The sequence below is a fragment of the Rahnella sikkimica genome, assembly GCF_002951615.1.
Classification (GTDB): Bacteria; Pseudomonadota; Gammaproteobacteria; order Enterobacterales; family Enterobacteriaceae; genus Rahnella; species Rahnella sikkimica.
Genome location: NZ_CP019062.1, coordinates 2445455 through 2469635, shown reverse-complemented (window position 1 = coordinate 2469635; position 24181 = coordinate 2445455). Strand labels below are relative to the sequence as shown.

Annotated in this window: 25 protein-coding genes and 1 tRNA gene; 15 read left to right on the top strand and 11 right to left on the bottom strand. The window is 53.0% G+C overall.

Going from position 1 to position 24181, the window contains the following annotated elements; translation table 11 throughout:
- The first annotated feature begins 89 nt into the window (after nucleotides 1–89).
- The 3 genes from BV494_RS11430 to ypfH all read left to right on the top strand — a co-directional run bounded on the left by BV494_RS11430 (nucleotide 90) and on the right by ypfH (nucleotide 3339).
- Nucleotides 90–542, top strand: a complete 453-nt coding sequence (locus BV494_RS11430; protein ID WP_101075569.1) for a DUF441 domain-containing protein — start codon at nucleotides 90–92, stop codon at nucleotides 540–542.
- A 10-nt stretch (nucleotides 543–552) separates the two neighbouring features.
- Nucleotides 553–2592, top strand: coding sequence for a tRNA(Met) cytidine acetyltransferase TmcA (locus tag BV494_RS11425; RefSeq protein WP_104922985.1), 2040 nt, complete (start codon nucleotides 553–555; stop codon nucleotides 2590–2592).
- A gap of 108 nt (nucleotides 2593–2700) precedes the next feature.
- A complete protein-coding gene (ypfH, locus tag BV494_RS11420; protein ID WP_104922984.1) occupies nucleotides 2701–3339 on the top strand; it encodes an esterase in 639 nt (212 codons plus the stop codon).
- Between the two features lie 41 nt (nucleotides 3340–3380).
- Here ypfH and BV494_RS11415 read toward each other — a convergent pair whose 3' ends face one another.
- Genes BV494_RS11415 through BV494_RS11400 form a run of 4 tightly spaced genes read right to left on the bottom strand, consistent with a single transcriptional unit; the run spans nucleotide 3381 to nucleotide 5765 of the window.
- Nucleotides 3381–3566: a YpfN family protein gene (locus BV494_RS11415; protein ID WP_104922983.1), complete on the bottom strand. Its 186-nt coding sequence runs from the start codon at nucleotides 3564–3566 to the stop codon at nucleotides 3381–3383.
- 15 nt (nucleotides 3567–3581) lie between these two features.
- Nucleotides 3582–4256: a M15 family metallopeptidase gene (locus BV494_RS11410; protein WP_104922982.1), complete on the bottom strand. Its 675-nt coding sequence runs from the start codon at nucleotides 4254–4256 to the stop codon at nucleotides 3582–3584.
- Nucleotides 4253–5380 carry a succinyl-diaminopimelate desuccinylase gene (dapE, locus tag BV494_RS11405; protein WP_104922981.1) on the bottom strand — a complete coding sequence of 376 codons (1128 nt, stop codon included), beginning with the start codon at nucleotides 5378–5380 and terminating at the stop codon, nucleotides 4253–4255. Before dapE ends, BV494_RS11410 begins: the two co-directional genes overlap by 4 nt.
- Nucleotide 5381: 1 nt before the next feature.
- Nucleotides 5382–5765, bottom strand: coding sequence for an ArsC family reductase (locus BV494_RS11400; protein ID WP_104922980.1), 384 nt, complete (start codon nucleotides 5763–5765; stop codon nucleotides 5382–5384).
- 199 nt (nucleotides 5766–5964) lie between these two features.
- On the opposite strand from BV494_RS11400, the gene ypfM reads away from it, so the two are divergent.
- Nucleotides 5965–6024, top strand: a complete 60-nt coding sequence (gene ypfM, locus BV494_RS26355) for a protein YpfM (protein WP_152328030.1) — start codon at nucleotides 5965–5967, stop codon at nucleotides 6022–6024.
- A gap of 174 nt (nucleotides 6025–6198) precedes the next feature.
- Here the strand turns inward: ypfM and acrD are convergent, their stop codons facing one another.
- A complete protein-coding gene (gene acrD / locus BV494_RS11395) occupies nucleotides 6199–9354 on the bottom strand; it encodes a multidrug efflux RND transporter permease AcrD (RefSeq protein WP_104922979.1) in 3156 nt (1051 codons plus the stop codon).
- A gap of 314 nt (nucleotides 9355–9668) precedes the next feature.
- Here acrD and BV494_RS11390 point away from each other — a divergent pair, with 314 nt between their 5' ends.
- On the top strand, nucleotides 9669–9959 hold the full coding sequence (locus tag BV494_RS11390; RefSeq protein WP_104922978.1) for a winged helix-turn-helix domain-containing protein: 291 nt from the start codon (nucleotides 9669–9671) through the stop codon (nucleotides 9957–9959).
- 72 nt (nucleotides 9960–10031) lie between these two features.
- Nucleotides 10032–10622, top strand: coding sequence for a GDP-mannose pyrophosphatase NudK (gene nudK / locus BV494_RS11385; RefSeq protein ID WP_104922977.1), 591 nt, complete (start codon nucleotides 10032–10034; stop codon nucleotides 10620–10622).
- A 68-nt stretch (nucleotides 10623–10690) separates the two neighbouring features.
- Here nudK and BV494_RS11380 read toward each other — a convergent pair whose 3' ends face one another.
- The gene (locus BV494_RS11380; protein WP_104922976.1) at nucleotides 10691–11866 is read right to left on the bottom strand and encodes a DUF3298 domain-containing protein; all 1176 of its coding nucleotides are present in this window, start codon (nucleotides 11864–11866) and stop codon (nucleotides 10691–10693) included.
- Nucleotides 11867–12121: 255 nt separating this feature from the next.
- Between BV494_RS11380 and BV494_RS11375 the strand changes: the two genes are divergently transcribed.
- Entirely contained in the window at nucleotides 12122–13192 is a 1071-nt protein-coding gene (locus BV494_RS11375) for a DUF1176 domain-containing protein (RefSeq protein ID WP_104922975.1), read from the top strand.
- A gap of 89 nt (nucleotides 13193–13281) precedes the next feature.
- On the opposite strand, the gene ybcJ is transcribed toward BV494_RS11375, so the two are convergent.
- Both ybcJ and folD read right to left on the bottom strand, forming a co-directional pair.
- Complete coding sequence (ybcJ, locus tag BV494_RS11370) at nucleotides 13282–13500, bottom strand: ribosome-associated protein YbcJ (RefSeq protein ID WP_104922974.1); 219 nt, start codon at nucleotides 13498–13500, stop codon at nucleotides 13282–13284.
- 32 nt (nucleotides 13501–13532) lie between these two features.
- Nucleotides 13533–14405 (bottom strand): bifunctional methylenetetrahydrofolate dehydrogenase/methenyltetrahydrofolate cyclohydrolase FolD, encoded by an 873-nt coding sequence (gene folD, locus BV494_RS11365; protein ID WP_104922973.1) that lies wholly within the window; start codon nucleotides 14403–14405, stop codon nucleotides 13533–13535.
- Between the two features lie 185 nt (nucleotides 14406–14590).
- On the opposite strand from folD, the gene BV494_RS11360 reads away from it, so the two are divergent.
- Both BV494_RS11360 and BV494_RS11355 read left to right on the top strand, forming a co-directional pair.
- Nucleotides 14591–15508, top strand: coding sequence for an L-lactate dehydrogenase (locus tag BV494_RS11360; protein ID WP_104922972.1), 918 nt, complete (start codon nucleotides 14591–14593; stop codon nucleotides 15506–15508).
- A gap of 147 nt (nucleotides 15509–15655) precedes the next feature.
- Nucleotides 15656–15732 (top strand) — tRNA-Arg (locus BV494_RS11355).
- Nucleotides 15733–15777: 45 nt separating this feature from the next.
- Here the strand turns inward: BV494_RS11355 and BV494_RS11350 are convergent.
- A complete protein-coding gene (locus BV494_RS11350; protein ID WP_104922971.1) occupies nucleotides 15778–16737 on the bottom strand; it encodes a quinone oxidoreductase family protein in 960 nt (319 codons plus the stop codon).
- A gap of 138 nt (nucleotides 16738–16875) precedes the next feature.
- Here BV494_RS11350 and BV494_RS11345 point away from each other — a divergent pair, with 138 nt between their 5' ends.
- Entirely contained in the window at nucleotides 16876–17799 is a 924-nt protein-coding gene (locus BV494_RS11345; protein WP_104922970.1) for a LysR family transcriptional regulator, read from the top strand.
- Here BV494_RS11345 and BV494_RS11340 read toward each other — a convergent pair.
- Nucleotides 17784–18119 carry a hypothetical protein gene (locus tag BV494_RS11340; protein WP_104922969.1) on the bottom strand — a complete coding sequence of 112 codons (336 nt, stop codon included), beginning with the start codon at nucleotides 18117–18119 and terminating at the stop codon, nucleotides 17784–17786. The two genes, BV494_RS11345 and BV494_RS11340, sit on opposite strands and share 16 nt — an antisense overlap.
- 621 nt (nucleotides 18120–18740) lie before the next feature.
- Here BV494_RS11340 and BV494_RS11335 point away from each other — a divergent pair.
- The 4 genes from BV494_RS11335 (at nucleotide 18741) to BV494_RS11320 (ending at nucleotide 21392) form a co-directional block, all read left to right on the top strand.
- A complete protein-coding gene (locus tag BV494_RS11335; protein ID WP_104924776.1) occupies nucleotides 18741–19136 on the top strand; it encodes a (R)-mandelonitrile lyase in 396 nt (131 codons plus the stop codon).
- A 215-nt stretch (nucleotides 19137–19351) separates the two neighbouring features.
- The gene (locus BV494_RS11330) at nucleotides 19352–20407 is read left to right on the top strand and encodes a diguanylate cyclase (protein WP_104922968.1); all 1056 of its coding nucleotides are present in this window, start codon (nucleotides 19352–19354) and stop codon (nucleotides 20405–20407) included.
- A gap of 50 nt (nucleotides 20408–20457) precedes the next feature.
- Nucleotides 20458–20823, top strand: coding sequence for a hypothetical protein (locus BV494_RS11325; RefSeq protein ID WP_104922967.1), 366 nt, complete (start codon nucleotides 20458–20460; stop codon nucleotides 20821–20823).
- A gap of 50 nt (nucleotides 20824–20873) precedes the next feature.
- Nucleotides 20874–21392 carry a cupin domain-containing protein gene (locus BV494_RS11320; protein ID WP_104922966.1) on the top strand — a complete coding sequence of 173 codons (519 nt, stop codon included), beginning with the start codon at nucleotides 20874–20876 and terminating at the stop codon, nucleotides 21390–21392.
- Nucleotides 21393–21434: 42 nt separating this feature from the next.
- On the opposite strand, the gene BV494_RS11315 is transcribed toward BV494_RS11320, so the two are convergent.
- Complete coding sequence (locus tag BV494_RS11315) at nucleotides 21435–21680, bottom strand: hypothetical protein (RefSeq protein WP_104922965.1); 246 nt, start codon at nucleotides 21678–21680, stop codon at nucleotides 21435–21437.
- A 288-nt stretch (nucleotides 21681–21968) separates the two neighbouring features.
- Here BV494_RS11315 and BV494_RS11310 point away from each other — a divergent pair, with 288 nt between their 5' ends.
- Nucleotides 21969–24071: a prolyl oligopeptidase family serine peptidase gene (locus tag BV494_RS11310; protein ID WP_104922964.1), complete on the top strand. Its 2103-nt coding sequence runs from the start codon at nucleotides 21969–21971 to the stop codon at nucleotides 24069–24071.
- The last annotated feature ends 110 nt before the right edge of the window (nucleotides 24072–24181 follow it).

Genomic DNA, 24181 nt, shown 5'->3' with positions numbered 1-24181 from the left:
CCAGTAAAAACTGTTCAATAATCAATGACCGACTCTGAGAGGCTCACTGAGCCTCTCTTTCATCTGCATGTTGAACCGCTGGGAACGCCATGGCTTTTCTCGATCCAACCCTTTTAATTCTGCTCGTTTTTGCCGGTCTCGGAATTATCAGTCACAACAGTGCCGTCACTATCGCAATGTTTTTCCTGCTGACGGTGCGCATTACACCGCTCAATAATTTCTTTCCGTGGATTGAAAAATACGGCCTCACCATCGGCATTATTATATTAACTATTGGCGTGATGGCTCCGATTGCCAGCGGTAAAATCAGCGCCAGTACCGTGGTTCACTCTTTCTTCCACTGGAAATCCATTCTGGCGATCCTGGTGGGTGTACTGGTGTCATGGCTGGGCGGACGCGGTTTAACCCTGATGGGCAGTCAGCCGCATCTGGTGGCGGGTCTGCTGGTTGGGACGGTGCTGGGCGTGGCGATGTTTAAAGGCGTTCCGGTCGGACCTCTGATTGCGGCAGGTCTGCTGTCGATGCTGGTGGGAAAAACCTGAGCGGTAACCGATGGATATTGCCCTAAAAAATACCCTGCAACAGCAGATGCTTGAACAAGGCGTTCGCCGCTTGCTGGTTTTCAGCGGCGATGCCGTGTGGTGTTCGGCGCAGGCAGAGGCGTTCGCACAAGGGCAAACGGGCGACTGGGTCTGGGTGAGCGAAAATTCTCCGTCAGGTGCGGAGTCTGTGACTTTCTCTGCGGTTCACACGTTGCTGGGGCAGGAAAAACTGCACGGCGTATTCGATGTACGAACCGGGCTGAATGCCGACGCGCTGGCGGTGTTTGCCGGCATTCTGAAAGCGGGAAGCTGGCTGGTTTTATTAGTGCCGGAATGGGATGAGTGGCCACAATGCCCTGATGCCGACAGTCTGCGCTGGAGCGAACAGCCGCAGGCGATCCCGTCTTCGCGTTTTATCCAACGTTTTCAGACTTTACTGCGCAGCCATCCTGAAATTTCCGTCTGTCGCCAGAACGCGCCTTTGGCCATTCCACCCTTATCGCCCGCCGATGCGTGGGTGCCGCCCGATGGCCAGCCAACGCCTCAGCAACATCTGATTTTACAACAGCTGATGAACGCGGACTCCGGCGTCTGGGTGCTGACGGCACCGCGCGGGCGTGGGAAATCGACGCTGGCCGGGATGCTTGCCAGCCAGTGGCCGGGCATTTGCCAGATAACCGCGCCGGGTAAAGCGTCCGCAAATCAAATTCTCAGCCATCTCCCGGAGTCCGCCCGTTTTATCGCGCCGGATGCCTTGCTTGCGTTATGCAACGCTGAGCCGGTGACGGACGTTGACTGGCTGATTATCGATGAAGCAGCGGCGATCCCGGCACCGATGCTGTCGGCGCTGATTACGTCGTTTCCCCGCGTTTTGCTCTCTACCACGGTTCAGGGTTACGAAGGGACTGGCCGCGGGTTCCTGCTGAAATTCTGCGCCTCACTGCCGCACTGGCATGATTTGCGTCTGACCGAACCGGTCCGCTGGTCAGCGCGGGATCTGCTGGAGCCGTTTATCAGCGAATTATTGCTGTTTTCGGAAGAAATTCCCGTCGGAGATACCACGGCGGGAATGTCCGAAATATTCCCTATCGAAGCCAATGACTGGCTGCGTGAACCGGCGCTGTTACAACAATTCTACGGTCTACTGACCAGCGCGCACTACCGCACCTCGCCGCTGGATTTACGCCGCCTGCTCGATGCGCCGGGCATGACTTTCAGTGCCTCCCGGCAGGGAAACACGCTGACCGGCGCGTTGTGGCTGGTGGAAGAGGGCGGGCTGAGTGCGGAGCTGGCGCAGGAAGTCTGGGCGGGAAGGCGGCGTCCGCGCGGGAATCTGGTCGCACAATCTCTTGCCGCGCACGCCGGTTTCCCGCAGGCCGCAGTTTTGCGTTCGCGCCGCATCAGCCGTATTGCCGTTCATCCGTCGTTCCGGCGTCAGGGAATTGCCCTTGAGTTGCTGATGCAGCAAAAACACGACGCGCAGCAACAGGGGCTGGATTTTATGTCGGTCAGTTTCGGGTATACCGATGAACTGGCCGCGCTCTGGCAGCAGGCCGGTTTTCGTCTGGTGCGTGTGAGTACCCAGAAAGAAGCCAGCAGCGGATGTTACGCCGCCATGGCGCTGTTACCGTTAAGCCATGCCGGGAAGGCGCTGACGGATGCCGCAGAATCCCAGCTCAACCGCGACTGGCGCTGGCTGGCACCGCAGATAGACCGCACGCTGCCGCTGCCGTTAACAGGCGATTTATCGTTTGATGAAACCGACTGGCGCGAACTGGCCGGATTTGCGTTTGCACACCGGCCGCTGGAAAGCAGCTTACCGGCGCTGAACCGCCTCTTACTGCAACTTTCCCTGCCGCTGGCCGCGCTGCGCGCTTATCTGCAACAGGGGAAAAGTGTCGCCGACATTGTGCAGGCGCTGCGGCTGAATGGCCGGAAAGATCTGCTGGTACGCTGGCGTCAGGAAACGGTGCAGGCGCTGAAAGCCACGGATGCGGCGGCGTGTGAGATTTGGCGTCAGAGGACGATTTCCCTGCGTGCTGGCGAGTAAACCAACGGTCTCATTGCAAAAAATGGAAAGACTCGTTCAACAAAACCCGATTTCACTGACCGGCGGGCGGCGTATAGTAAGGCCATTAACCTACAACGGGAGAAATTCATGAGCTCAGAACAGATTATTGTCCAGCAACCGGAAGAAAGAGCTAACCAGCTGATTTTACTGTTTCACGGGGTGGGCGATAACCCGATTTCCATGGGCGAAATCGGCAAGTTTTTTGCGATTTCATTTCCACAGGCGCAGGTTATCAGCGTCGGCAGCCCGGACATCTGTGATTTTGGTCGTGGCTTCCAGTGGTTTTCCGTGCAGGGCGTGACTGAGCAAAACCGTCAGCCGCGTGTCGATGCGGCGATGCCCGCATTCGTCGAAATTGTCCGTGACTGGCAGCAGAAAACCGGTGTTCCGCCGGAACATACCACGCTGATTGGCTTCTCTCAGGGGACTATCATGGCGCTGGAATCCACCAAAGTGGAAGAACATCTGGCTTCGCGCATTGTGGCTTTCAGCGGGCGTTTCTCCGTCCTGCCGGAAAAACCGATTTCCGCCGGTACGGTGGTGCATTTCATTCACGGTGAACAGGATCCTGTGATTAACCCGTTCCAGTCGAAAAGCGCCGCTGAACGCCTGAAGTCATTGGGCTGCGATTGCACCCTGAACATTCAGCCGGGCATGGGCCACGGGCTGGATTCACATATGATCAATACCGCGATTGCCCATTTGAAGAACTACGAACCCCGCTGATCTAAAAGGCAGCCAATGCGGCTGCCTCTGTCTTATCGGCCTTATTTCTTCTTCGGCCAGTCATCGTCATTATCCCACTCGGCATTGTTGTCGCGATGCGGTGGAAGTTCAGGTTTATCTTTCAGGTATTTCTTGACGTCCACGCGACGTAATTCTTTCATCCCGCTGATAAACATGCCGATCAGAATGATCAGAACGATCCACCAGTAATCTTTAATCCACTCCATGGCGTGCTCCTTAATTTATGTAGGGTTTAGGGCGATAAAACGCGGAAATAGTGTCGCTATCTCACTGATGACCCAGTCAGAACCAGCGATATCCTGGCCCTGCCATGCGCTGATAAGCACCGCCGGCGTCAGTTGCGATTCACACAGTTTAGCCAGAGGACGATAACTCAGATGCCAGGGTTCAACGGCGACGCCGCCAACGTCCTGCGCAAAAGGCCGGTAAAAACCAAACGCTTCCATGTGCGCCGACATCCAGAGGTTCAGCGGATGAAAATAGCCGTTTTCCTCGTATTCCCACGGCTCCAGTTGCAGCGTTTGGCCTTCCGGCAACAACGACGGATCGTAAACATCCAGATCACTGCCCCAGTGATGACGGCTGGCACCCGGCAGTGCCGACCAGCGCAGGATCAGTTCACAACGTTCAGCGGCTGACAGGGTGCTGATGTCCACCGGCTGACTGTTCTTATCTAATACTGGTCGCTCGCCGCGGAATTTGCCATTCCAGATAGCCTGCTGGCGACTGAAATCACGAAAAGTGCTGGCGGGTTGCAAATTAAATCCGGCCTGCGCCGCTGCTTTTTGCATTTCTGCAAAGGCGTCTGCGGCGGCTTTTTGTAAGCGGTGCGGGCCTTCGCCCAATGTGACCAGATGCGCATCCGAGCGGCCGGTCAGCATTTCATTGCTGATCATGCGACTAACTGTTCCATGATGCGCTGATACATACGGCTGAGAACCTGCAAATCAGCGGCATGTACGCATTCGTTGATTTTGTGGATGGTGGCATTCACCGGCCCGAGTTCGACCACCTGCGCGCCCATCAGTGCGATGAAACGCCCGTCGGAGGTTCCGCCGGTGGTTTGCAGTTCTGGCGTGATTTCGCTGTAGTGGCGCACAGCTTTCACGACGGCATCAACCAGTTCACCGCGCGAGGTCAGGAACGGCTGGCCGGATACCACCCAGTTCAGGGTGTACTGAAGATTGTGGCGGTCCAGCAGTTCAGCGACGCGCTGCTTGATGATTGCATCGGTCAGTTCCGTGCTGAAGCGGAAGTTAAACTGCACATACAGCTCGCCGGGGATCACGTTGTTGCTGCCAGTACCTGCGTTGATATTGGCGATTTGCATGCTGGTTGGCGGGAAGAATTCGTTGCCGTTATCCCACACAGTGGCGACCAGTTCGTTGAGCGCAGGCATCGCGCGGTGCACCGGGTTGTCGGCCAGATGCGGATACGCGACGTGGCCCTGAACGCCATGAACGTGCAGGTTAGCGGTCATCGAACCACGACGGCCATTTTTCACAATATCACCCACGCGTGTGGTGCTGGAGGGCTCGCCGACCAGACAGAAATCCAGGCGCTCTTTGCGCTCCATCAGGGCGTTAACCACTTTGACGGTGCCGTTCACGGCGCTGGCTTCTTCATCGGAGGTAATCAGAAACGCCAGACGGCCTTTATGATTCGGGTTTGCCGCCACAAAGCGTTCAGCCGCGACGACCATCGCCGCCAGCGAACCTTTCATATCGGCAGCGCCACGGCCATACAGCATGCCATCGCGCAGGGTCGGCTCAAACGGGCCGGTCACCCACAGATTGTGATCGCCGGTCGGCACGACGTCGGTATGCCCGGCAAATGCCAGGGTTTTGCCTTCACCGCGTGTCGCCCAAAAGTTAAGGGTATCGCCAAAATTCATTGGCTCCACGTGAAAACCAATGGCCTGCAGGCGGGCAATCATAATTTCCTGGCAGCCTGCATCGTCCGGGCTGAGGGAAGGGCGGCGGATTAACTGCTGGGCTAAATCGAGAACCGGACAACTCATGTTACTTCACCTGTGCGAGAAATTGCTGATAGCTTTCTGGTTTGAATCCCAGCAGAGACTGGCCATCTGGCGCCAGTAAGAAAGGACGTTTGATCACCGCCGGATGTTCAAGCATCACGGCTTTGGCGCTGGCTTCATTATCACAGGCCGTGCGCGTGGTTTCATCCAGCTTGCGCCAGGTGGTGCCGCGTGTGTTGAGCATCGCTTCCCAACCCTGTTTGCTGATGAGGTTTTGCAGCAACGCGTCGTCCAGGCCTTCAACCCGATAATCGTGGAACTGGCATTCAACGCCATTTTCTTCCAGCCAGCGGCGGGCTTTTTTGACGGTATCGCAATTTTTAATGCCGTAAAGAATAAAAGTGGTTTGAGCAGACGTCGTTGCCATAAAAAAACATAACCTGTGAGTAATAAAGGAACTTTTGACCCGCGCAAAAAGCGGGACACGAATAATTCACATAATGAGGCAAAACTCGGGCAGGATCCAGACGGGGCGGGATTGTGATCGCGATTAAACAATCGTCATTGAATTTTTGTGTGTACAAAAAATAGACGTATAATGACGCCGTCCAATCAAGGGGAGAAAAATGTTAGAGCAAGAATTAGGTAACTGGAAAGACTTTATCGACCGTATGTTGAAAGCGTAACTGCCCACAGTACCCGCGACAAAGCAAAGAGAAGATTTATTCACCGTGTCAGCGCGTCATAATAAAAACGTTTGTTCAGGAAGACCATTACGTCCATTTAGCGACGATTTACACCAGCCAATAAATCATTAATAAAAAAGGCGTTAATCCACATTAACGCCTTTTTTGTGCCTGCTATTTGTGTTCGTTCGGTGCGGTTGCGACGATATCCGGGATGACCGGTTCTCCGGTTTTCCCAGGGAAGCGGCGACGGACCAGTACAAAGAACAGCGGAACGAAGAAGACTGCCAGCACGGTGGCGGAGATCATCCCGCCGATAACGCCTGTCCCGACCGCGTGCTGGCTCGCAGAGCCCGCGCCGGTGCTGGTCGCCATCGGTAACACCCCGAAGATAAACGCCAGCGACGTCATCAGAATAGGGCGCAGACGCATTCTTGAGGCTTCGAGCGTGGCTTCCACCAGCGCTTTGCCTTTGCGGTTAAGATCATTGGCAAATTCGACGATCAGAATGGCGTTTTTGGCCGACAAACCGATGATGGTTAACATCCCGACCTGGAAGTAAACGTCGTTTTCCAGCCCGCGCAACCACGTCGCAATCACCGCACCGATCACGCCTAACGGCACCACCAGCATGACCGAGAACGGGATCGACCAGCTCTCATAAAGTGCCGCCAGACACAGGAACACGACCAGCAGGGAAATGGCGTAAAGCGCCGGAGCCTGAGAACCTGACAAGCGTTCCTGATAAGACAGACCGGTCCATTCAAGACCGAATCCGGCAGGCAGTTTCGCCACCAGCTTCTCCATTTCGTCCATCGCGGTACCGCTGCTGACGCCCGTTGCTGCCTCACCGACAATTTCTACCGCAGAATAACCGTTGTAACGTTCCAGACGCGGTGAACCGGTTTCCCAGTGCGACGTGGTGAACGCGGAGAACGGCACCATCGTTCCGCTCGCATTGCGGACGTACCATTTATTCACGTCGTCCGGCAGCATACGGAACGGCGCGGCGGCCTGAACATAAACCTTCTTCACACGTCCGCGGTCAACGAAGTCATTCACGTACGTGGAGCCCCACGCGGTACTCAGCGTGCTGTTAATCTCCGCAACGGAAACTCCCAGCGCCTGGGCTTTCACCTGATCGATGTCGATCTGCAACTGCGGGCTGTCGTCCAGACCGTTGTGACGAACGCGGCTCAGCGTTTTGTCTTTGCTGGTCATTTCCAGAAGCTGATCGCGCGCGGCCATCAGCGCGTCATGGCCATTCCCGGCATGATCTTGCAATTCCATATCGAAACCGGCAGACGTCCCGAGCCCGTTGATGGCAGGTGGTCCGCTGGCGATAACCCGTGCCTCGCGGATGTGCCGAAATTCTTTGGTCGCGCGGTCAATAATGTCGAAGACAGAGTTATGACCGGAGGTGCGTTTTTCCCAGTCCGTCAGGCTGATAAACAGACGGGCGACGTTCTGACCGTTACCACCCGGACCTGCGCCCAGCGTGGAGAACACGGAAACCACATCATTCTTCTCTTCCGTCAGGAAGTAGTGCTCGATTTTCTCGACCACTTTTTGCGTCTGTTGCAGCGTTGAACCCGGTGGCAGCTGAACCTGAACGGTCAGCACGCCCTGATCTTCCTGCGGCAGGAATGACGTCGGCAGTTTCACAAACAGGAACGCCAGAATGCCGAGGATCAGCAGATAGCCCAGCATATAGCGCACGCTGTGACGGAGAATGCTGCCCACGCCGCGTTCATAACGGTGCGCATTCTTATCAAACGTGCGGTTAAACCAGCCGAAGAAACCGGTTTTGCCGTGATGATGGCCCTTGGCAATTGGCTTGAGAATGGTCGAACACAGCGCCGGTGTGAGGGTCAGCGCGACAAAGACGGAAAGCACCATCGCGGCAACAATCGTGATGGAGAACTGACGGTAAATCGCACCGGTTGTGCCGCCGAAGAACGCCATCGGGATAAATACGGCAGACAGCACCATGGTGATACCGACCAGCGCACTCTGAATTTGCCCCATCGATTTTCGCGTTGCGTCTCTGGGGCTGAGTCCTTCCTCGCTCATCACGCGCTCGACGTTTTCCACCACCACGATGGCATCATCGACCAGCAGCCCGATGGCAAGCACCATTGCGAACATCGTCAGGGTGTTGATGGTGTAACCGAACTGATGCAGCACCACGAACGTACCCAGCAAAACCACCGGGACGGCAATGGTCGGGATCAGCGTGGCGCGGATATTTTGCAGGAACAGATACATCACCAGGAAGACCAGCACGATCGCTTCAAACAGCGTTTTCACCACATCGGTGATTGCGGCTTTGACGAAGGGCGTAGTTTCATAGGCGATACGGGTTTCGAGCCCGTGCGGGAAGTATTTTTCCAGTTCAGCCAGACGTGCGCGAACCAGTTTGTCGGTTTGCAGCTCGTTGGCACCGGATGCCAGCTGCACGCCCATACCGGACGCGGCCTGGCCGTTATAGCGGCTGAGAATGCTGTAATCTTCGGCACCCAGACCGACGGTTGAGACATCGCCAAGTTTGACCTGCGAACCGTCCTGATTCACTTTCAGAGTGATATCGCGAAACTGTTGCGGTGTTTGCAGCTGCGACTGGGCGTTAACCGTTGCGTTGAGCGCCTGCAGGTCAACCGACGGCGCACCGCCGAGCTGCCCGACCGCTACCTGACTGTTCTGGTTTTCAATCGCCGTGACCACATCGCTGGTGGTCATCTGATAGTTAGTCAGCTTGTTCGGATCGAGCCAGATACGCATCGCATATTGCGTGCCGTAAGCGGTAATGCTGCCGACGCCGTCGATACGGCTTAACGGATCCTGAATATTCGAGGCCACATAGTCGGCGATATCCTGCTTATCCATGCTGCCATCGGTGGACACGAACGCGACGGTCATCAGGTTGGTATCACCAGTTTTTGAGACAGTCACCCCCTGCGTTTGCACCGCCTGCGGTAACCTTTTCATCGCCTGTTGCAGCTGGTTTTGCACCTGCTGTAAGGCTTCATTCGGGTTGGTTCCGGCTACAAAACTCAGGGTAATCTGTGATTTGCCGTTGCTGCTGCTCTGAGAAGACATGTACATCAGGTTGTCTAACCCGGTCATGTTCTGCTCAATGATTTGTGTCACCGTGTTCTCTAACGTCTGCGCGGATGCACCCGGATAAGTGGCGGAGATACGCACATTTGGCGGTGCCAGATCGGGGTACTGCTCAACGGGCAAAGAATAAATGGCCAGTGCGCCAGACAAGGAAATGATGATCGCTAAAACCCAGGCAAAAATCGGGCGATCAATAAAAAAGTTAGCCATGCGTCAGGAACCTCGTTGTCACTCTGGCGTGAGTGACTAACATCAGCGAACAAACAGAGCGTCAGTAATCTGACAAAAAAATCCTCTGAAAAGGACTTCTCAGAGGCAGTACCGTCCTGAAAGGACTGAGCGAGTGTTAGAGTGTCGTTCTACGTCAGTGCACTTTACCTGCTCATCCCTGATAAAACGTGGAGAAATAAAGGAGATAATGTAAAAAAGCCCCCCGCACACAGGGTTATGTCTCACACGCATTCGCTGAAACAGTCTACGCTTTGGCTATCCTCTTTTTATGACAATACGCAGGAGTCGTCCAGATGAGTTTGAATTTGAATTCGGTGTTTGCGCGCCGTCTCTATCTTTGCTGGTTGCTCGATAACGAGCAAAAACCGAACGTACCCAAGCTGATGGAAATGACCGGCTGGCCGCGCCGGACTTTGCAGGATGTGCTGAAAGCGCTGCCGGGCATGGGCGTCGAACTGGAGTTTGTGCAGCAGGGCATACGCAATAACGACGGCTATTATCAGATTTCCGGCTGGGGGCCGCTCGATCCTCAATGGATTGGGCGACATCGCGAGCAACTTCTCGACGCAATTGAGCACGGTTGAAGGTAGCAGGAAGGCACTATTACGGCTATGATATCGGGCTTCTCTCACCATTTCTGAGCGGAGGCACGCTAAATGTCATCTCATGGCAGGTCATCTCAAATCGAAAACGTCCAGACCGAATTACTCTCTGATAACTGGTATGTTCTTCGAAAATTCACCTACGACTTAATCAAACGCAACGGTGAACGTCAGCCGCAATCCCGTGAAGTGTATGACCGGGGAAACGGCGCGACCATTCTGCTTTATAACCGGCCAAAGAAAACCGTTCTGCTGATCAATCAGTTTCGTATGCCGACGTATGTCAACGGTAACCCGACCGGCATGTTGCTGGAAACCTGCGCAGGTTTGCTGGACGACGATTCGCCGGAAGATTGCATCCGTAAAGAAGCGATTGAAGAAACCGGTTTTGCCGTCGGGCACGTCGAGAAACTCTTCGAGTGCTACATGTCACCGGGTAGCGTGACGGAAATCGTTCACTTTTTTGCCGCAGAATATGATGAGTCTCAGCGGGCGAATGCTGGCGGTGGCGTGGAAGATGAAGATATTGACGTGCTGGAAGTGCCGTTCACCGAAGCGCTGGCGATGATCAAAGATGGCCGTATCAAAGACGGTAAAACGATTATGTTGCTGCAATACGCGCAGTTGCAGGGCTGGCTGGCGTAAAATATTTTAACTTCAAAAATTCACATTTATCATAAAAATCAAAGGCACCCGCAGGTGCCTTTGTTGTTTTAGCGTTCCAGACTGATGGCGCTGCTGCCCGCGTGGCCTTTCAGCGCGGACCACGGCAAGACCGACCATTCCGGGCTTTCGCACGAACGCTGTACGCGGGCGAACGTCGGGTCAAAATACAGGCCTTTCGGTGTGAAATACCACGCCGGGAACTGCCAGACAGACGGATCCGAATAATCGCAGTCATCATCGCTTTCTTCGGTCGGTTTCTTCATCTGTTCCGGATGTGCAGCGGTAAGCTGCTTCACCAGCCACGGCGCCCATTTTTTATCGCGGTACGCGGCGAAGGTATCAAAATCCACATCATTCTTGCCCGATGAGGCGCGATCTTCTGCATTCAGATAATGGAATGGCGCGCCGTCACCGACCCATACGATATCTTCCAGCGTCAGCGTATCCGCCGTTTTGGCATTCATATTGACCGGCGCTTCACCGAAATCAGGATGCGCGCCGCCGCAATCATAGGACGTGAACAGACTGACGCTGACGACATCCGGGCTCATGAATTCCGGCGTAACCGTCTGCTGATATTCGCCCTGACCAAACCGGCTCGCGCCGAGCATACAGGCATGCCAGCCGCTGACTTCCTGCCATAAGCGGGTGCGCAGTTTCTGGTTCATTGCCTGCAAACTGGCGTCGGGATAACCGGAAACAATTTCAAACAGCGTGATTTTCGACTGAGGTTCAACCCACCATTGCAGCTGATAACCCATGAAATTTTCGCTTTTGCCTGCTTTCAGCTGCAATTCAGATAACCGCAGATATTCGTAAGGGTCGGTATGAATGAGCGAACCGAGGTAGCTGTCGTCGGTGGCCGCCGCCGGAAGCTGCGCAGGTTTTAGCGTGACCGCCAGCGTTTTGCCCTGCGGATTGGTCCAGTTACCTTGCCAGCCACCCTTTTCATCTTTGGTCAGTGTAAATTCAGGGCGTGGTGTATCGTCAAAGTCATCCAGCCCTTCCTGAAGTGTGAGTTCCTGCCCATCCAGCGCGCCGTTGAGCGGCAAATCCAGATGGTATTTCTGATAAAAGTAACGGCCCGTCACTTCGTCAGGTTTATTCATGTCCAGCTCAACCACAATGCTGGTCTTCCCCAGCGTACCGGCGTACACCACCGGTGGCTCTTCCGCCCACGCTGGCAGAGAGAACAACGCTATCAGCCAAATCCATAACTTCATCTGAATCTCCCAGAGAAATGAACGTCATCCTTTCGCCATTATTTTTTTTATTGGCGCAGCCAGTGTACTGAAAGTTTCGTTACGTCACCATTACGTGATTTCGTAACGGGCGAAAAATAATTGCCTGCAAAAAAATAAATCGGACAAAGTATCTCTTTCTTATTTCGAATAAAAAATGCTGCATTGTTGGCAGAGTCTTTGCGGTGGTTACGCTATTATCAAAAAAGATAATTTCGAACAGAGCAGAAACTCATAATGAGCAGATGGATTACCGCCCCTTTATGCCTGCTGGCCGGAATGCTGGCTTTTAGTGTGCAGGCTGAGCCTACGCAGGCGATTTACAACGACTGGCAGGTCAGTTGCGACAATCTCAATCACTGTGTCGCCCGAAATTCTCAGGACGGGCAGGAACTGGTGATGAAGCTTACCCGCGAAGCCGGGCCGGAAGGCAAATCGACCGTCAGTATTGATTACCAGCGCAATAGCGATGAGCAGTCTGCTGAAGCACCGATTGCCAGCCGTCTGCAGATAAATGGCAAAACGCTGAGTTTTAATCATCGCGAATGGGATGTGAGTAAAAAACACCTTTTTACCGGTAACCGCTTGGTGGTGAATGAATTTATTGCCGCTATCCGTGAAGGCAGTAGCATTCAACTGGCCGGTAAAACCGACAATTCCCAGCCAGTAAGACCGGTGATTTCACTCAAAGGCATGAAGGCCGCTTTGCTGGCCATCGATGCACAACAGGGTCGTGTGGGCACAAAAACAGCCTGGGCGAACCGTGGCGCTAAACCGGTGAATACGGTTCCGCCGATCCCGGCAACGCCGGTTCTGCCGCGTTTCAGCGAACCTCATGCGCTGTCTGAAACCGAGATTTCGGCGATTACACAGAATGCCGCCACTACCATTGAGAACAATGATTGCAGCCTCGACCCGTCGGAGCGTGAAGTGCATATTTTTGCGCTCAGCAGCGACAAAGCCCTGATGACGGTGAACTGCGATATGGGCGCGTATAATCTGTATGCCCTTGGGTTCCTGGTTTCACGTCAGTCGCCGTATAAAATGGACGATCTGGCGCTGACCATGCCGTTTAAACTGGGCGAAGACGATCAGTCTCCGGAACTGATCAATGCTGATTTTGATCCGAAAACCGGATTGCTGACGACTTATGATAAAGGCCGTGGCGTCGGCGATTGCGGTGTGTCTTCCCGCTGGATCTTCGATGGGAAAGCGTTCCGCCTGGCGGCTTTTGCGTCTGAGCCAAGCTGTGATGGTTACAGCAGCAGCGGCGACTGGCCGGTGTTGTGGGTTACACAGGCTCCGTAGCCCGAGATTTATCGTAAAGCAGTCATAAAAAATGCCCTGTCAGCGTGATGCTTGCAGGGCATTTTTTGCAGCCGGATTGGGTCAGAAGATTATACTGACGCCTTTACTACGACTTTATTGCTGGCGAACTCAACGTTCTGATCAGCAACGATTTTGCAGCGTTTACGGGTTTCAACTTTACCGTTGACCTTAACCTGGCCTTCAGCAATCACCGCTTTAGCGGTACCGCCGCTGTCACACCAGCCCATAAATTTGAGCAGGTCGCACAGTTCAACGTGCAGATGTTTTTCGAGAAAAAAAGTTTCCATGTATTCCTGACTTTTTGTGTAGTGCTACTTGTTTAAGACTTATTGGCGCTGATGTCGTGATATTCCTCGCAAGCCTGCAAGGTATTCTGGATCAGCGTCGCGACCGTCATCGGGCCAACACCGCCCGGCACCGGTGTGATAAAGGAAGCACGCTCGGCGGCGGCATCATATTCCACATCGCCGACAACTTTACCACTTTCCAGGCGGTTAATACCGACATCAATGACAATCGCGCCCGGTTTAATCCATTCTCCCGGAATAAAACCCGGTTTGCCGACGGCAACCACCACCAGATCGGCGTTTTCGACGTGATGGCGCAGATTCTTAGTGAAACGGTGCGTTACCGTTGTGGTACAGCCCGCCAGCAGTAATTCCATGCTCATCGGACGGCCTACAATATTGGATGCGCCGATCACTACGGCGTTCAGCCCGAAAGTATCAACACCATAACGTTCGAGCAGAGTCACGATACCGCGCGGCGTACAAGGACGCAGCGTTGGCGCGCGCTGGCACAGACGACCGACGTTGTACGGATGAAAACCGTCTACGTCTTTGTCCGGATGAATGCGCTCGAGCACCTTGATGTTATCAATGCCCGCTGGCAGCGGAAGCTGAACCAGAATACCGTCGATTTCATTGTCGTTATTCAGCTGTTCGATAAGGTCGAGCAGTTCGCCTTCTGTGGTCGTCGCCGGTAAATCGTAAGAGCGGGAGATAAACCCGACTTCTTCACAAGAACGGCGCTTGCTGGCGACATAAATTTGCGATGCCGGGTTTTCACCCACCAGCACGACAGCCAGTCCGGGAGCACGTTTCCCTTCCGCCAGTCGTTGTTGAACACGCGCCGCAACTTCGTTTCTGACTTGCTGCGCAATCGTTTTACCGTCAATAATCTTTGCTGCCATCAGGGAGTAAATCCATCAATTAAAAAATGCAGGGGGATATCTCTATTTTGTCAGAAGCCGCGGGCGCTGTCAGGCGCTGAATGCGAATAACTTGTTATCAGCGGGTGAGAATTTAACCTGAGACAGTGGCGAAAAAAGTGTCTATTTTAGATGTGACTCTATTTAAATCATGAGGAAAGGAATAAATGACACGTAAAGTGGGAATCATCGGTGCCGGGCACGTGGGGGCTGACGTCGCGTTTTCATTGGTCACACAGGGCTTGTGCGACATCATTATTCTGCTGGATGAAAATGAAAAGAAGGCCGCCAGCCAGTCGCTCGAACTGCGCGATATGGCTTCACTGACTGCTTCGCGCGTGCAGGTTATCGCTAATGATTACAGTGAGCTGCATGACGCCGACGTTCTGGTTATTGCCGTCGGCCCTAAAACGCTGTTACGCGAAGACCGTCTCGAAGAGCTGGCCGAAACCCGTGCGGCAGTCCGTGAAGTCATTCCCCGTGTCATCGCCAGTGGTTTTGGTGGCGTTATTATCAACATCACTAACCCGTGTGACGTGATCACCCAGATTATCCAGCAAACCAGCGGCCTGCCGGATTCGCAGGTCTTCGGCACCGGCACGTCTCTGGACACCGCGCGAATGAAACGCGTCGTCGGCGAGTTTTTCGGCTTTGATCCGAAAAGCGTCACCGGCTACGTGATGGGCGAGCACGGCGAATCGCAGTTTGTCGCCTGGAGCACCGTCACGCTCGGCGGACGTCCGGTTGCTGAACTGGCTGGCGATCGTGACGTTGACTGGGCAAAAATGAACGATGCCGTTCGCGGTGGCGGCTGGGAAATCCTGCAAGGGAAGGGCTGGACCAGTTTTGGTATCGCGACAGCGACTGCACGTCTGGTGGATGCCGTGTTGTCGAATGCGCAGAGTGTTTACCCGGTTTCCGCGTGGGATGAAGAACTTAGCGTGTATATCGGGCAACCTGCGGTGATTGGCAAAAGCGGCATCGTACAAACATTGCAGCCTGAACTGACCGCCTACGAAGGCGTGGCGTACCATTCCTCAGCGCGTGTTATCACCGCCGCGCTGAAATCAGAGCACAAAAAATAGCCGCCACTGACCACATAGTCTTACCAGGCATACCGGGAATATCTGCAAATTGTTCAGGCATTAAGCAGAGAGTTCGAAAGCCATTGACTCAACCCGGTCTGCCCGTATAATCCGAACCCGCAACGCTCCCAATTTGGGACAAGCAATGCGCCCTTAGCTCAGTTGGATAGAGCAACGGCCTTCTAAGCCGTAGGTCACAGGTTCGAGCCCTGTAGGGCGTACCATCCTTTCTTGTTTTACATCTTCAAAAAACCACTAAACATCTTCCCCTACGGCACCAACACAATCTTTCCGCTGAAGCTTCGGGTTTCCAGCAGGCGGTGTGCTTGTGCGCCGGATGATAAAGCAAATTGAGTGACTGGCGGAAGGACGACGCTGCCTTCTTTAATCAGAGCAAAAAGCCGGTCTGCGCGGCGCTGGCGTTCATGCGCAGAAGTCAGGTATGTCCACAGATCGGCACCCAGTATGCCGTGAGAACTGAGTTGCAAACGGGTTGGGTCTAATTCGGAAAGTGCGCCACCTGACATGCCGAAAAGCACTACACGCCCGCCATCTTTCAGAGAATCCAGACTTTGGGTAAGCGTTGTTCCCACGGAATCAAAGACCACATCACACCCCGCGCTCTGCCACAAACGTACCTGCTCAGGCCAGGTTTCATAATCTGCCGCAGCGCTTGCGCCAAGTTCCAGGCAGGCATTCTGTTTTTCCTGACTTGAAGCCACAGCAAAGGCATGTATTCCCTGATGTTTTAGCATTTGCAGCAGTAAACGTCCGACGCCACCCGCTGCAGCCAATACGGCGACGTGCATCCCCGCTCGCAAAGGCAACACGTCGTGAAGCAAATAATCGGCGGTCAGGCCTTGCAACAAAACGGCGGCGGCATCGGTTTCTGACAACCATTCAGGTAAGCGGATGGCGTGGGCAACCGGTACCCGGATATGACTGGCGTGTGCCAGCGGAACATCAGCAAAACCGACGCGATCGCCAATTTTCCAGTCTGTCACGTTTTCCCCGACGGCCATAACACGACCGGCACCTTCATAACCTGCGATATACGGCGAAGTCCCTGCCAGCGGATAACGACCCTGACGGCGATAAATATCGGCAAAATTAAGCCCCGCTGCGGTAACCGCAACCAGCAATTCGCCGGAAGCCGGAACAGGATCGGCGGCCTCATGCATATGTAATACATCGGCAGAACCTGCATTTTCAAAAACCAGTGCCTTCATTGCCTTTCCTTAACTCAATTTTTTGTGAATATTGCGGCGATTATGGTCAAGTGTACGCAGGAGATAAACAGAGGTCTGCTTTATTTATTAGATAATAAAAATTTATAATGCTTCACTTTATCTTCACGGAGCAGGGCAATGGATTACTTAAAGTGCGTCCAATCCTTCATCACCGCGACAGAATCCGGCAGTTTTACGGCAGCCGCCGATAAACTGGGTATCACGCCTGCGATGGTGGGTAAACATATCCAGATGCTGGAGAACCGCACGGGCTGCGTGCTGATCAACCGGACGACACGTCGTCAGGGGCTAACTGAGGCAGGGCATCGCTTTTATCTTTACGGTGTACAAATCCTCGCAACGATTGAAGATGCAGACTCTCTGGCGCGCCACCTGAATGAACAGGTGACAGGCATGTTGCGTATCAGTGCACCGGTTGCTTTCGGTCAGCGTATCCTCACGCCAATATTGTCGAAATTTCTGCAACGCTACCCCGCCGTAAACGCCGATCTGGTATTGAGCGACCGTCGTGTGGACATGATTGAAGAACGTTTTCAGATAGCGATACGCATCGGTAATCTTCAGGATGAAGGTTATGTCGCCGTTCCTTTACCGCCGTATGAGATGGTGCTTGCTGCCTCACCGGCTTATCTGGCCGCTCACGGAACACCTTTAACGCCTGCCGATTTATCGCGCCACAATTGTGTCAGTTTCAGCCAGTGGCGTTCAGCCCACCGCTGGCAACTTCAGGGGCCGAAGGGACAGATAGATGTGGATATTGTCCCGAGGCTTACCGTTGATTCCGGCGAGGCAATACGCCAGGCCGGATTATCCGGGTTGGGCGTTGTTATGCATTCCCGGGTGACTCTGCAAGATGACATTGATACCGGGCGTCTGCACCGCGTATTGCCGGATTACGCCCCGGTTTCCAGACCTATGCATTTGCTTCGTCTGCCCATCCGGCCTGCTGCTACTGTGGTTTCCTCTTTCTTCGAGTATCTTTTGCAGGAATTAGTCCCGCAGCCGGCATCGCCTGGCGGCGCGGCTCACATCATCGGGTAAATTGTTATTTTCTTCACTTTTCCCAATGTGTCGCTGGCTTTTTCCGACAACTCAAACAACACCGGCAATATATGCGCGGAGGCTTTCAGGTATGAACTGACCTGTAAAATGCCTTCCGGCGGTAACATCTCACCGTTCTCCAGCCCTTCGCTCAGACATAGCAAACCCTGACATAAACCCTCTGCAGATTCGGACGCCAGTGCGCTCAGATCGTAAAGCTGAGCCTCATCAAGGTTACCCAGATCCAGCCCGGCAATCAGCGACCGAAAAACAGTGACTGAGTTTTGCTGAAACGCTGTGTCGTTTTCGAAATTCATCATGATTTTTATCCCGCGTCAGTAAAAATGAAGCAGCTTGCAGAGCCGCCTTTATTCGGGATGACTCTATTCCTGACTGGAAAACAAAGAAATAGACTGTATGTATTTACAGTGTTTTTAATTCAAATCTGGAAGGCATCTCGCAAAGCGTGATGTATCGGATAGTCATAACGGTTTAGATGTTCCGATTAATGATGATGAGCTTAGTGGGTATGGTAATTCCCTGTCGGGTCATTCGTCAGAGGGATTAATTACGTTAAAGAAATTACTAAGTTAAATTTTGGGATTGAAAACATAAAAAAGCCCGCTCCAGGCGGGCCGCAAATGCGAAAAATACAATATTTCTTAAAGTCCGCAAAGAATGAATGAAATTTCAATAAAAATCAATTAATTATCCGTTTTAATAATAATGTTCGCATCATGTTCTAAGATTGACTCATGAATCCTGCTCATAGCTCCTTTCATATTTTATCCTCTAGTCGGTTAAACGGAATGGCTGTACCTTTTATCTCACAAGAAGCGGTCACGGGGCTGCGAGGAATAATCGATTTGGCTGATTACGCTGAAATCCTTGCCCTGTGAGTGCCGTACCTATGCGAAGTGGAGAATGCAATGTCAGATAAAATGAGAATTACCAAAAGCGGTTCTGTTCCATCACAGAACGGCCCGGAAAGTTATTTTAGCGGCAAGGTGCGTATTGATTCGCCGTTCAGCGGCACTGAATCTGCACGTGTCGGCGGTGCAACCGTGACGTTTGAACCGGGTGCGCGCACTGCGTGGCACACGCATCCGCTGGGTCAGACACTGATCATCATCCACGGCCGCGGCTGGTTGCAGGAAGAGGGCGGTGAAATCCGCGAAATGAATGTTGGCGATATCGTGTGGATCCCGGAAGGCGTTAAACATTGGCACGGCGCTACGCCTGAAAATGCCATGACCCATATTGCGATTGCCGAGTCTCAGAACGGCAGCCCGGTTGAGTGGATGGAAAAAGTCACGGACGCCCAATACCAGAAGTGATTTTAGCCGTTTGAAAAAAATGAAATCCTGTCCGGTTTTGCCGGACAGGATTTTTTACGTCTTTTTATCCTAAATTGCCCGCCTATTCGCTGACCCGTTTTATTTAAGCCCAAAAAACCTCGTTGTTCGGTCCATTAAACCCTGTGCTTTCTATAGCTCTGAGATATCTAACTCGACTACTATAAATAAAAATCAATCAAAGAGTCTTTTCCGGTATGGCATATTTTTCTGCAGATGAAAGTCTCGTTCGTGAGCGTTCAGATCGTTTCTTACGCCGAATGTACTTAATGCGCATGCTGGGCACTTTTCTCTGTTTTTTCCCCATTGCTTCGGTGCTTTTAGAACGTGATGCTTCCTGGATACCGCTCGGCTTTCTGGTGCTGAATGCTTTTGTCTGGCCGCACGTGGCGATGCTGATTTCCCGCCGTTCTAAACATCCTAATCAGGCTGAGTTCAGAAACCTGGCATTCGATGCCATTGCTGGCGGTGCATGGGTGGCGCTGATGGGGCTGTGTCCGTTACCTTCTGCGGTGTTGACGTCCATTTTGATTGCCGACCGTTTTTCCGCAGGAGGCTGGCAATTACTGCGTCGTGCTGCATTGTTTTATTGTGCCGGTTTTATTGTGTGCTGGCCGCTGTCGGGCATGGAAATTTACCCGGACGTGAGTGACCGGACGTTATGGCTGACGCTGCCGTTATCCACGATTTACATTATTGCCTTCAGCGCCGCCAATTATTCTATTTCCCGAAAACTGCGTGATAAACAGCACGAGCTGGAAAAAGCGGCACTGATGGATCCTTTTCTCGGGCTGCCAAACCGGCGTTTACTCGACCGGCGGCTGATGCTGGAATTTGAACGCTCAAAGCAGGATCTGGCCTGTCTGATGGTTCTGGGCGTTGATGATTTGAAAATGGTGAATGATCTGTTTGGACGTGAAGCGGGGGATTATGTTTTACGATCTGTATCGGCTATTTTGCGACAGGAGACAGCTCCGCATGATTTTCCAGCCATTCTGGGCGGCGATGAATTTGTGGTGATCTTGCCGGGAATTTCCGAAGAGCAAGCCTATGCAGTCGGTTACCGGCTGCTGCTGAAAACCTCGGAAATACGGCTTTCGCAGGATTCCGGTTTCCAGTGTTCGCTGAGCATTGGCGTGGCAACCTCCAGAAATCATGAGAATTATAATCAGTGGTTAGCCGCCGCCGAACAGGCATTGGTGACCGTGAAAAGAAATGGTAAAAACAGTATTGGCAGCGCGGGCAGGGCTTAGGTCGCTGTTCATCTACACTGAATAGAATGAAAGATGTCTCGGGAAATATAATGAAAAATATCAGAATAATGATGGTAGCAACGGTAGCCGCAGTGAGTTTGTTAGCAGGATGCTCATCTATTGATGAACCCGTGGGTGCCGAAACTTACCGGCCCGCTAACTTCGATGCTTCCTATGCGCAGGGACAGGCGAGCTATACGACTTCCGTATTTTCCGTCCTGGAACGCCAGCGTCGTGCGGATACGTACAAAAAAATCTGGGATTTCTGTACCGGAAAATTTCAGACGCTGGGTGAAAGCAACGACGGCGATAAAATACACATAAGATTTGCGTGCCTGCCGAAACCGGCCGCCGTTAACACGTATTCAAACCAAAGCACCTACTCAACTCAACAGAAATCCCCGTCGTTGTACTGAGGCTGGCTGAGTAAAACGGATTCAGTTACCGGCGGGAAACGGAGAACACAATGAGCAAGGAAAGACCTGACTTTATCGCCAACTGGCGCGAACTCGAAGGCCCGGATGACAGCCGTTATCCGGGAGATGATGAACTGATGTCGATGGGTGCGCCGCTGGGTAAAGCGCTGGGGCTGACGCGTATTGGCATTCATCATGAACGGTTGCTGCCGGGGCGGCGTACCTGTTACGCGCATGCAGAAAGTTCAGAAGATGAGTTTGCGTATGTACTGGAAGGTTATCCGGATGCGTGGATCAATGGCAATCTGCACCGGCTCAAACCCGGTGATGCCGTGGCGTTTCCGCAGGGCACCGGGATTTGTCATACCTTCATCAATAACAGTGATGATGAAGTGCGTCTGCTGGTGGTAGGCGAAGCGAATAAGCCCGAAAACCGTATTCATTATCCGCTGAATCAGGAATATGAAGCGACGCGTAAAGACCGCTGGCTGGATGTGCCGGAGCAGGAATTCGGTGATCACGACGGGATTTCAGATTCCAGAAGAGAAGCCAACAAAAAGCCGGTGTAATAACCGGCTTTTTTGCATTCATTCATGAAATTCAAGAAGCGCTCACTGAATACCCAATGACTGCCAGCGTTGCTGACAATACGGCATCATGCGATGAATTTTCAGGCTCTGCGCCTGATGGCGGTTCAGGGAATAACCCTCCGGCGTAATTTCTAAGGTGTCGCCGGTTTGCAGTGTAAAGTCGTTGTCCACAGACAGGATCAGTTTCAGGTTTTTAAACGCCTGAATGCAGATATATTTCAGTCCGGTCTGTGGGATACTCAGGATATCTATGATTTTCCATTCCATATTCTCGCTCCTTTCCTGTTGCTGCCAGATTTTTCGTTACCCCTTTCTACCTCAGATCCACGTCATTTTTTGTCATCACAAGGTAATGATTTCTTTATAGACGTTCAGATAATTCGAATGCTTGAACTGACTCACAAAAGGAGGCGACAGAACCCTCTGTGATCGCAGTTTCGGAATTTTCAGCAATTTTGCAGAACATACAGAGTTGAAAAACGCTTGAAATGACGTGAGCAAAAAAGGTATCTCTGACTTTTCATTTATTTCTCAGGACGGGAAGGACGCGACGATATGACCACAGATTCACGCGAAGCAGTGCCAGAGAATGTGCAGGACGAATTTATCTGGCTGGAAGGATTGCGCAACGAAAAAGCGCTGGCCTGGGCACATGAGCAAAATGCGATCACGCTCTCTGCTTTTACGCAGGGTGAAGATTTTGAGCTGATCCGTGAAAAGGTCCTTCAGGGGCTGAATTCCCCGGATCAAATTCCGGGCGTCTGGAAATGCGGCCACGACTGGTACAACTTCTGGCAGGATGCGAAAAATCCAAAAGGGCTGCTGCGCAAAACCACGCTTGATGAATTCCGCAAAGCCGAACCGCGCTGGGAAACGGTGCTTGACGTTGACGCACTGGGCAAAGCCGAAAATATTGAGTGGGTTTTCTCCGGCTTCTGGAACCTGAAACCGGGGTTTGAACGTGCTTTTGTAGTGCTTTCACCGGACGGTGGCGATGCCTGCGAAGTCCGCGAATTTGATTTGAAAACTAAAGAATTTGTCGCCGGCGGTTTTTATCTGCCGGTAGCCAAAAGCCGTATCAGCTGGATTGATTTTGACCATATGTTTGTCGCCACCGATTTTGGCGAAGGCTCGATGACCGACTCCGGCTATCCGCGTATTGTGAAAATCTGGCAACGCGGAACGCCGCTCAGCGAAGCGGTGACGGTTTACAGCGCCGGGCAAAAAGACATGATGGCTGCGGGCTATCAGGAAGTGGGCGAACACGACAAACGCAATTATGTGGTGCGGGTCATCGACTTCTATCATCGCGAAGTTTTTCTGGTGGATGACGTCCACGCGCTGATCAAAATCGATATTCCGGCTGATGCAAAATTCACGACATGGCGGGAATGGATCCTCATCGAGCCTTCCAGCGAATGGCAGGTAAACGGGCAGGTCTGGCCATCCGGGTCGTTGCTGACGATGAATTTCGATGCCTTTATTGCCGGTGAACGCACGCTGAAATCGCTGTTTGTTCCGGATACCGGTTCAGCGCTCAGCGGTGTGACGCAAACCCGTGATCAGCTCAACGGCTTCTCTCATACCCGTGATCACATCATTCTCAGTCTGACCCGTGATGTGGTGAATCGTCTTGAAGTGCTGACCCCAAAAAATGGCGAATGGCTGCGTGAGCCGTTCGGGCATGTGCCGGCGTTGAGTAAAATCAGCGCCTGGGGCTTGGATGACAAAACCAACGAATACTTCATGAGTGTCAGTGGTTTTCTGCAACCCGCCAGCCTTTCTCTGGGTAATCTGGATAACGGCGCGGACGCTGAAGCCGAATTGCTGAAACAGGATCCGTCGCATTTCGACGCTTCCCGCTATCAGGTCAGCCAGCATTTTGCGCAATCCGATGACGGCACCCGCGTGCCGTATTTCGTGGTCAGCCGCAAAGACGTGGTTTACGACGGTAAAAACCCGACGCTATTGTACGGATATGGCGGTTTTGAAGTGTCGCTGGAGCCGTATTATCTGGGCGTCAGCGGCGTGTCGTGGATGGATCGCGGCGGCGTCTTCGTGGTGGCGAATATCCGTGGCGGCGGTGAGTACGGGCCTGAGTGGCATAAAGCGGCGCTGAAAGAAAAACGCCTGCGCGCCTATGAGGATTTTGCTTCAGTGGCGAAGGCGCTGATTGCCAGCAAAATCACCTCACCGGCGCACCTGGCGGCGCAGGGCGGCAGCAACGGCGGGCTGCTGGTGGGCAATATGCTGACGCGATATCCGGAACTGTTCGGCGCGATAGTCTGTGAAGTGCCGCTGCTCGATATGTACCGTTACACGCAGATTTCCGCTGGCGCTTCGTGGATTGCAGAATACGGCGATCCGCAAAAGCCGGAAGAGTGGGCTTATATCCGCGAATTCTCGCCGTATCACAATATTGATCCGCAGAAGAAATATCCGCCGGTATTGTTCTCGACCGCCACCAGCGATGACCGCGTCGGGCCAGACCATGCGCGTAAAATGGCGGCAAAAATGCAGGCGCTGGGCATTCCTGATGTGTATTTCTATGAGAACACCGAAGGCGGCCACAGTGCGGCGGCGGACAAAACGCAGTCGGCGTTTAAACGTGCGCTGGTGAGTGAATTCCTGCTGCATTTCATCGGGCGTAAACCGTAAATTTTGCGCGTGACGCATAACGACTGAGCGGGGGAATCTTCCGCTCAGTCATATTTCGACATGTTTTATCAGGCTTTTTCCCTTTTAAAACCATTGCCTCGCTATTCATT

What these genes read in the sequence shown, in the direction of transcription:
- BV494_RS11325 (WP_104922967.1), top strand. Translation starts at nt 20,458, where the DNA reads ATGAAAAATATCAGAATAATGATGGTAGCAACGGTAGCCGCAGTGAGT.
- BV494_RS11400 (WP_104922980.1), bottom strand. Translation starts at nt 5,765, where the DNA reads ATGGCAACGACGTCTGCTCAAACCACTTTTATTCTTTACGGCATTAAA.
- BV494_RS11310 (WP_104922964.1), top strand. Translation starts at nt 21,969, where the DNA reads ATGACCACAGATTCACGCGAAGCAGTGCCAGAGAATGTGCAGGACGAA.
- BV494_RS11380 (WP_104922976.1), bottom strand. Translation starts at nt 11,866, where the DNA reads ATGAAGTTATGGATTTGGCTGATAGCGTTGTTCTCTCTGCCAGCGTGG.
- BV494_RS11390 (WP_104922978.1), top strand. Translation starts at nt 9,669, where the DNA reads ATGAGTTTGAATTTGAATTCGGTGTTTGCGCGCCGTCTCTATCTTTGC.
- BV494_RS11410 (WP_104922982.1), bottom strand. Translation starts at nt 4,256, where the DNA reads ATGATCAGCAATGAAATGCTGACCGGCCGCTCGGATGCGCATCTGGTC.
- BV494_RS11315 (WP_104922965.1), bottom strand. Translation starts at nt 21,680, where the DNA reads ATGGAATGGAAAATCATAGATATCCTGAGTATCCCACAGACCGGACTG.
- BV494_RS11330 (WP_104922968.1), top strand. Translation starts at nt 19,352, where the DNA reads ATGGCATATTTTTCTGCAGATGAAAGTCTCGTTCGTGAGCGTTCAGAT.
- BV494_RS11335 (WP_104924776.1), top strand. Translation starts at nt 18,741, where the DNA reads ATGAGAATTACCAAAAGCGGTTCTGTTCCATCACAGAACGGCCCGGAA.
- nudK (WP_104922977.1), top strand. Translation starts at nt 10,032, where the DNA reads ATGTCATCTCATGGCAGGTCATCTCAAATCGAAAACGTCCAGACCGAA.
- BV494_RS11360 (WP_104922972.1), top strand. Translation starts at nt 14,591, where the DNA reads ATGACACGTAAAGTGGGAATCATCGGTGCCGGGCACGTGGGGGCTGAC.
- BV494_RS11345 (WP_104922970.1), top strand. Translation starts at nt 16,876, where the DNA reads ATGGATTACTTAAAGTGCGTCCAATCCTTCATCACCGCGACAGAATCC.
- BV494_RS11425 (WP_104922985.1), top strand. Translation starts at nt 553, where the DNA reads ATGGATATTGCCCTAAAAAATACCCTGCAACAGCAGATGCTTGAACAA.
- BV494_RS11320 (WP_104922966.1), top strand. Translation starts at nt 20,874, where the DNA reads ATGAGCAAGGAAAGACCTGACTTTATCGCCAACTGGCGCGAACTCGAA.
- BV494_RS11430 (WP_101075569.1), top strand. Translation starts at nt 90, where the DNA reads ATGGCTTTTCTCGATCCAACCCTTTTAATTCTGCTCGTTTTTGCCGGT.
- dapE (WP_104922981.1), bottom strand. Translation starts at nt 5,380, where the DNA reads ATGAGTTGTCCGGTTCTCGATTTAGCCCAGCAGTTAATCCGCCGCCCT.
- BV494_RS11415 (WP_104922983.1), bottom strand. Translation starts at nt 3,566, where the DNA reads ATGGAGTGGATTAAAGATTACTGGTGGATCGTTCTGATCATTCTGATC.
- BV494_RS11340 (WP_104922969.1), bottom strand. Translation starts at nt 18,119, where the DNA reads ATGATGAATTTCGAAAACGACACAGCGTTTCAGCAAAACTCAGTCACT.
- BV494_RS11375 (WP_104922975.1), top strand. Translation starts at nt 12,122, where the DNA reads ATGAGCAGATGGATTACCGCCCCTTTATGCCTGCTGGCCGGAATGCTG.
- ybcJ (WP_104922974.1), bottom strand. Translation starts at nt 13,500, where the DNA reads ATGGAAACTTTTTTTCTCGAAAAACATCTGCACGTTGAACTGTGCGAC.
- BV494_RS11350 (WP_104922971.1), bottom strand. Translation starts at nt 16,737, where the DNA reads ATGAAGGCACTGGTTTTTGAAAATGCAGGTTCTGCCGATGTATTACAT.
- acrD (WP_104922979.1), bottom strand. Translation starts at nt 9,354, where the DNA reads ATGGCTAACTTTTTTATTGATCGCCCGATTTTTGCCTGGGTTTTAGCG.
- ypfH (WP_104922984.1), top strand. Translation starts at nt 2,701, where the DNA reads ATGAGCTCAGAACAGATTATTGTCCAGCAACCGGAAGAAAGAGCTAAC.
- folD (WP_104922973.1), bottom strand. Translation starts at nt 14,405, where the DNA reads ATGGCAGCAAAGATTATTGACGGTAAAACGATTGCGCAGCAAGTCAGA.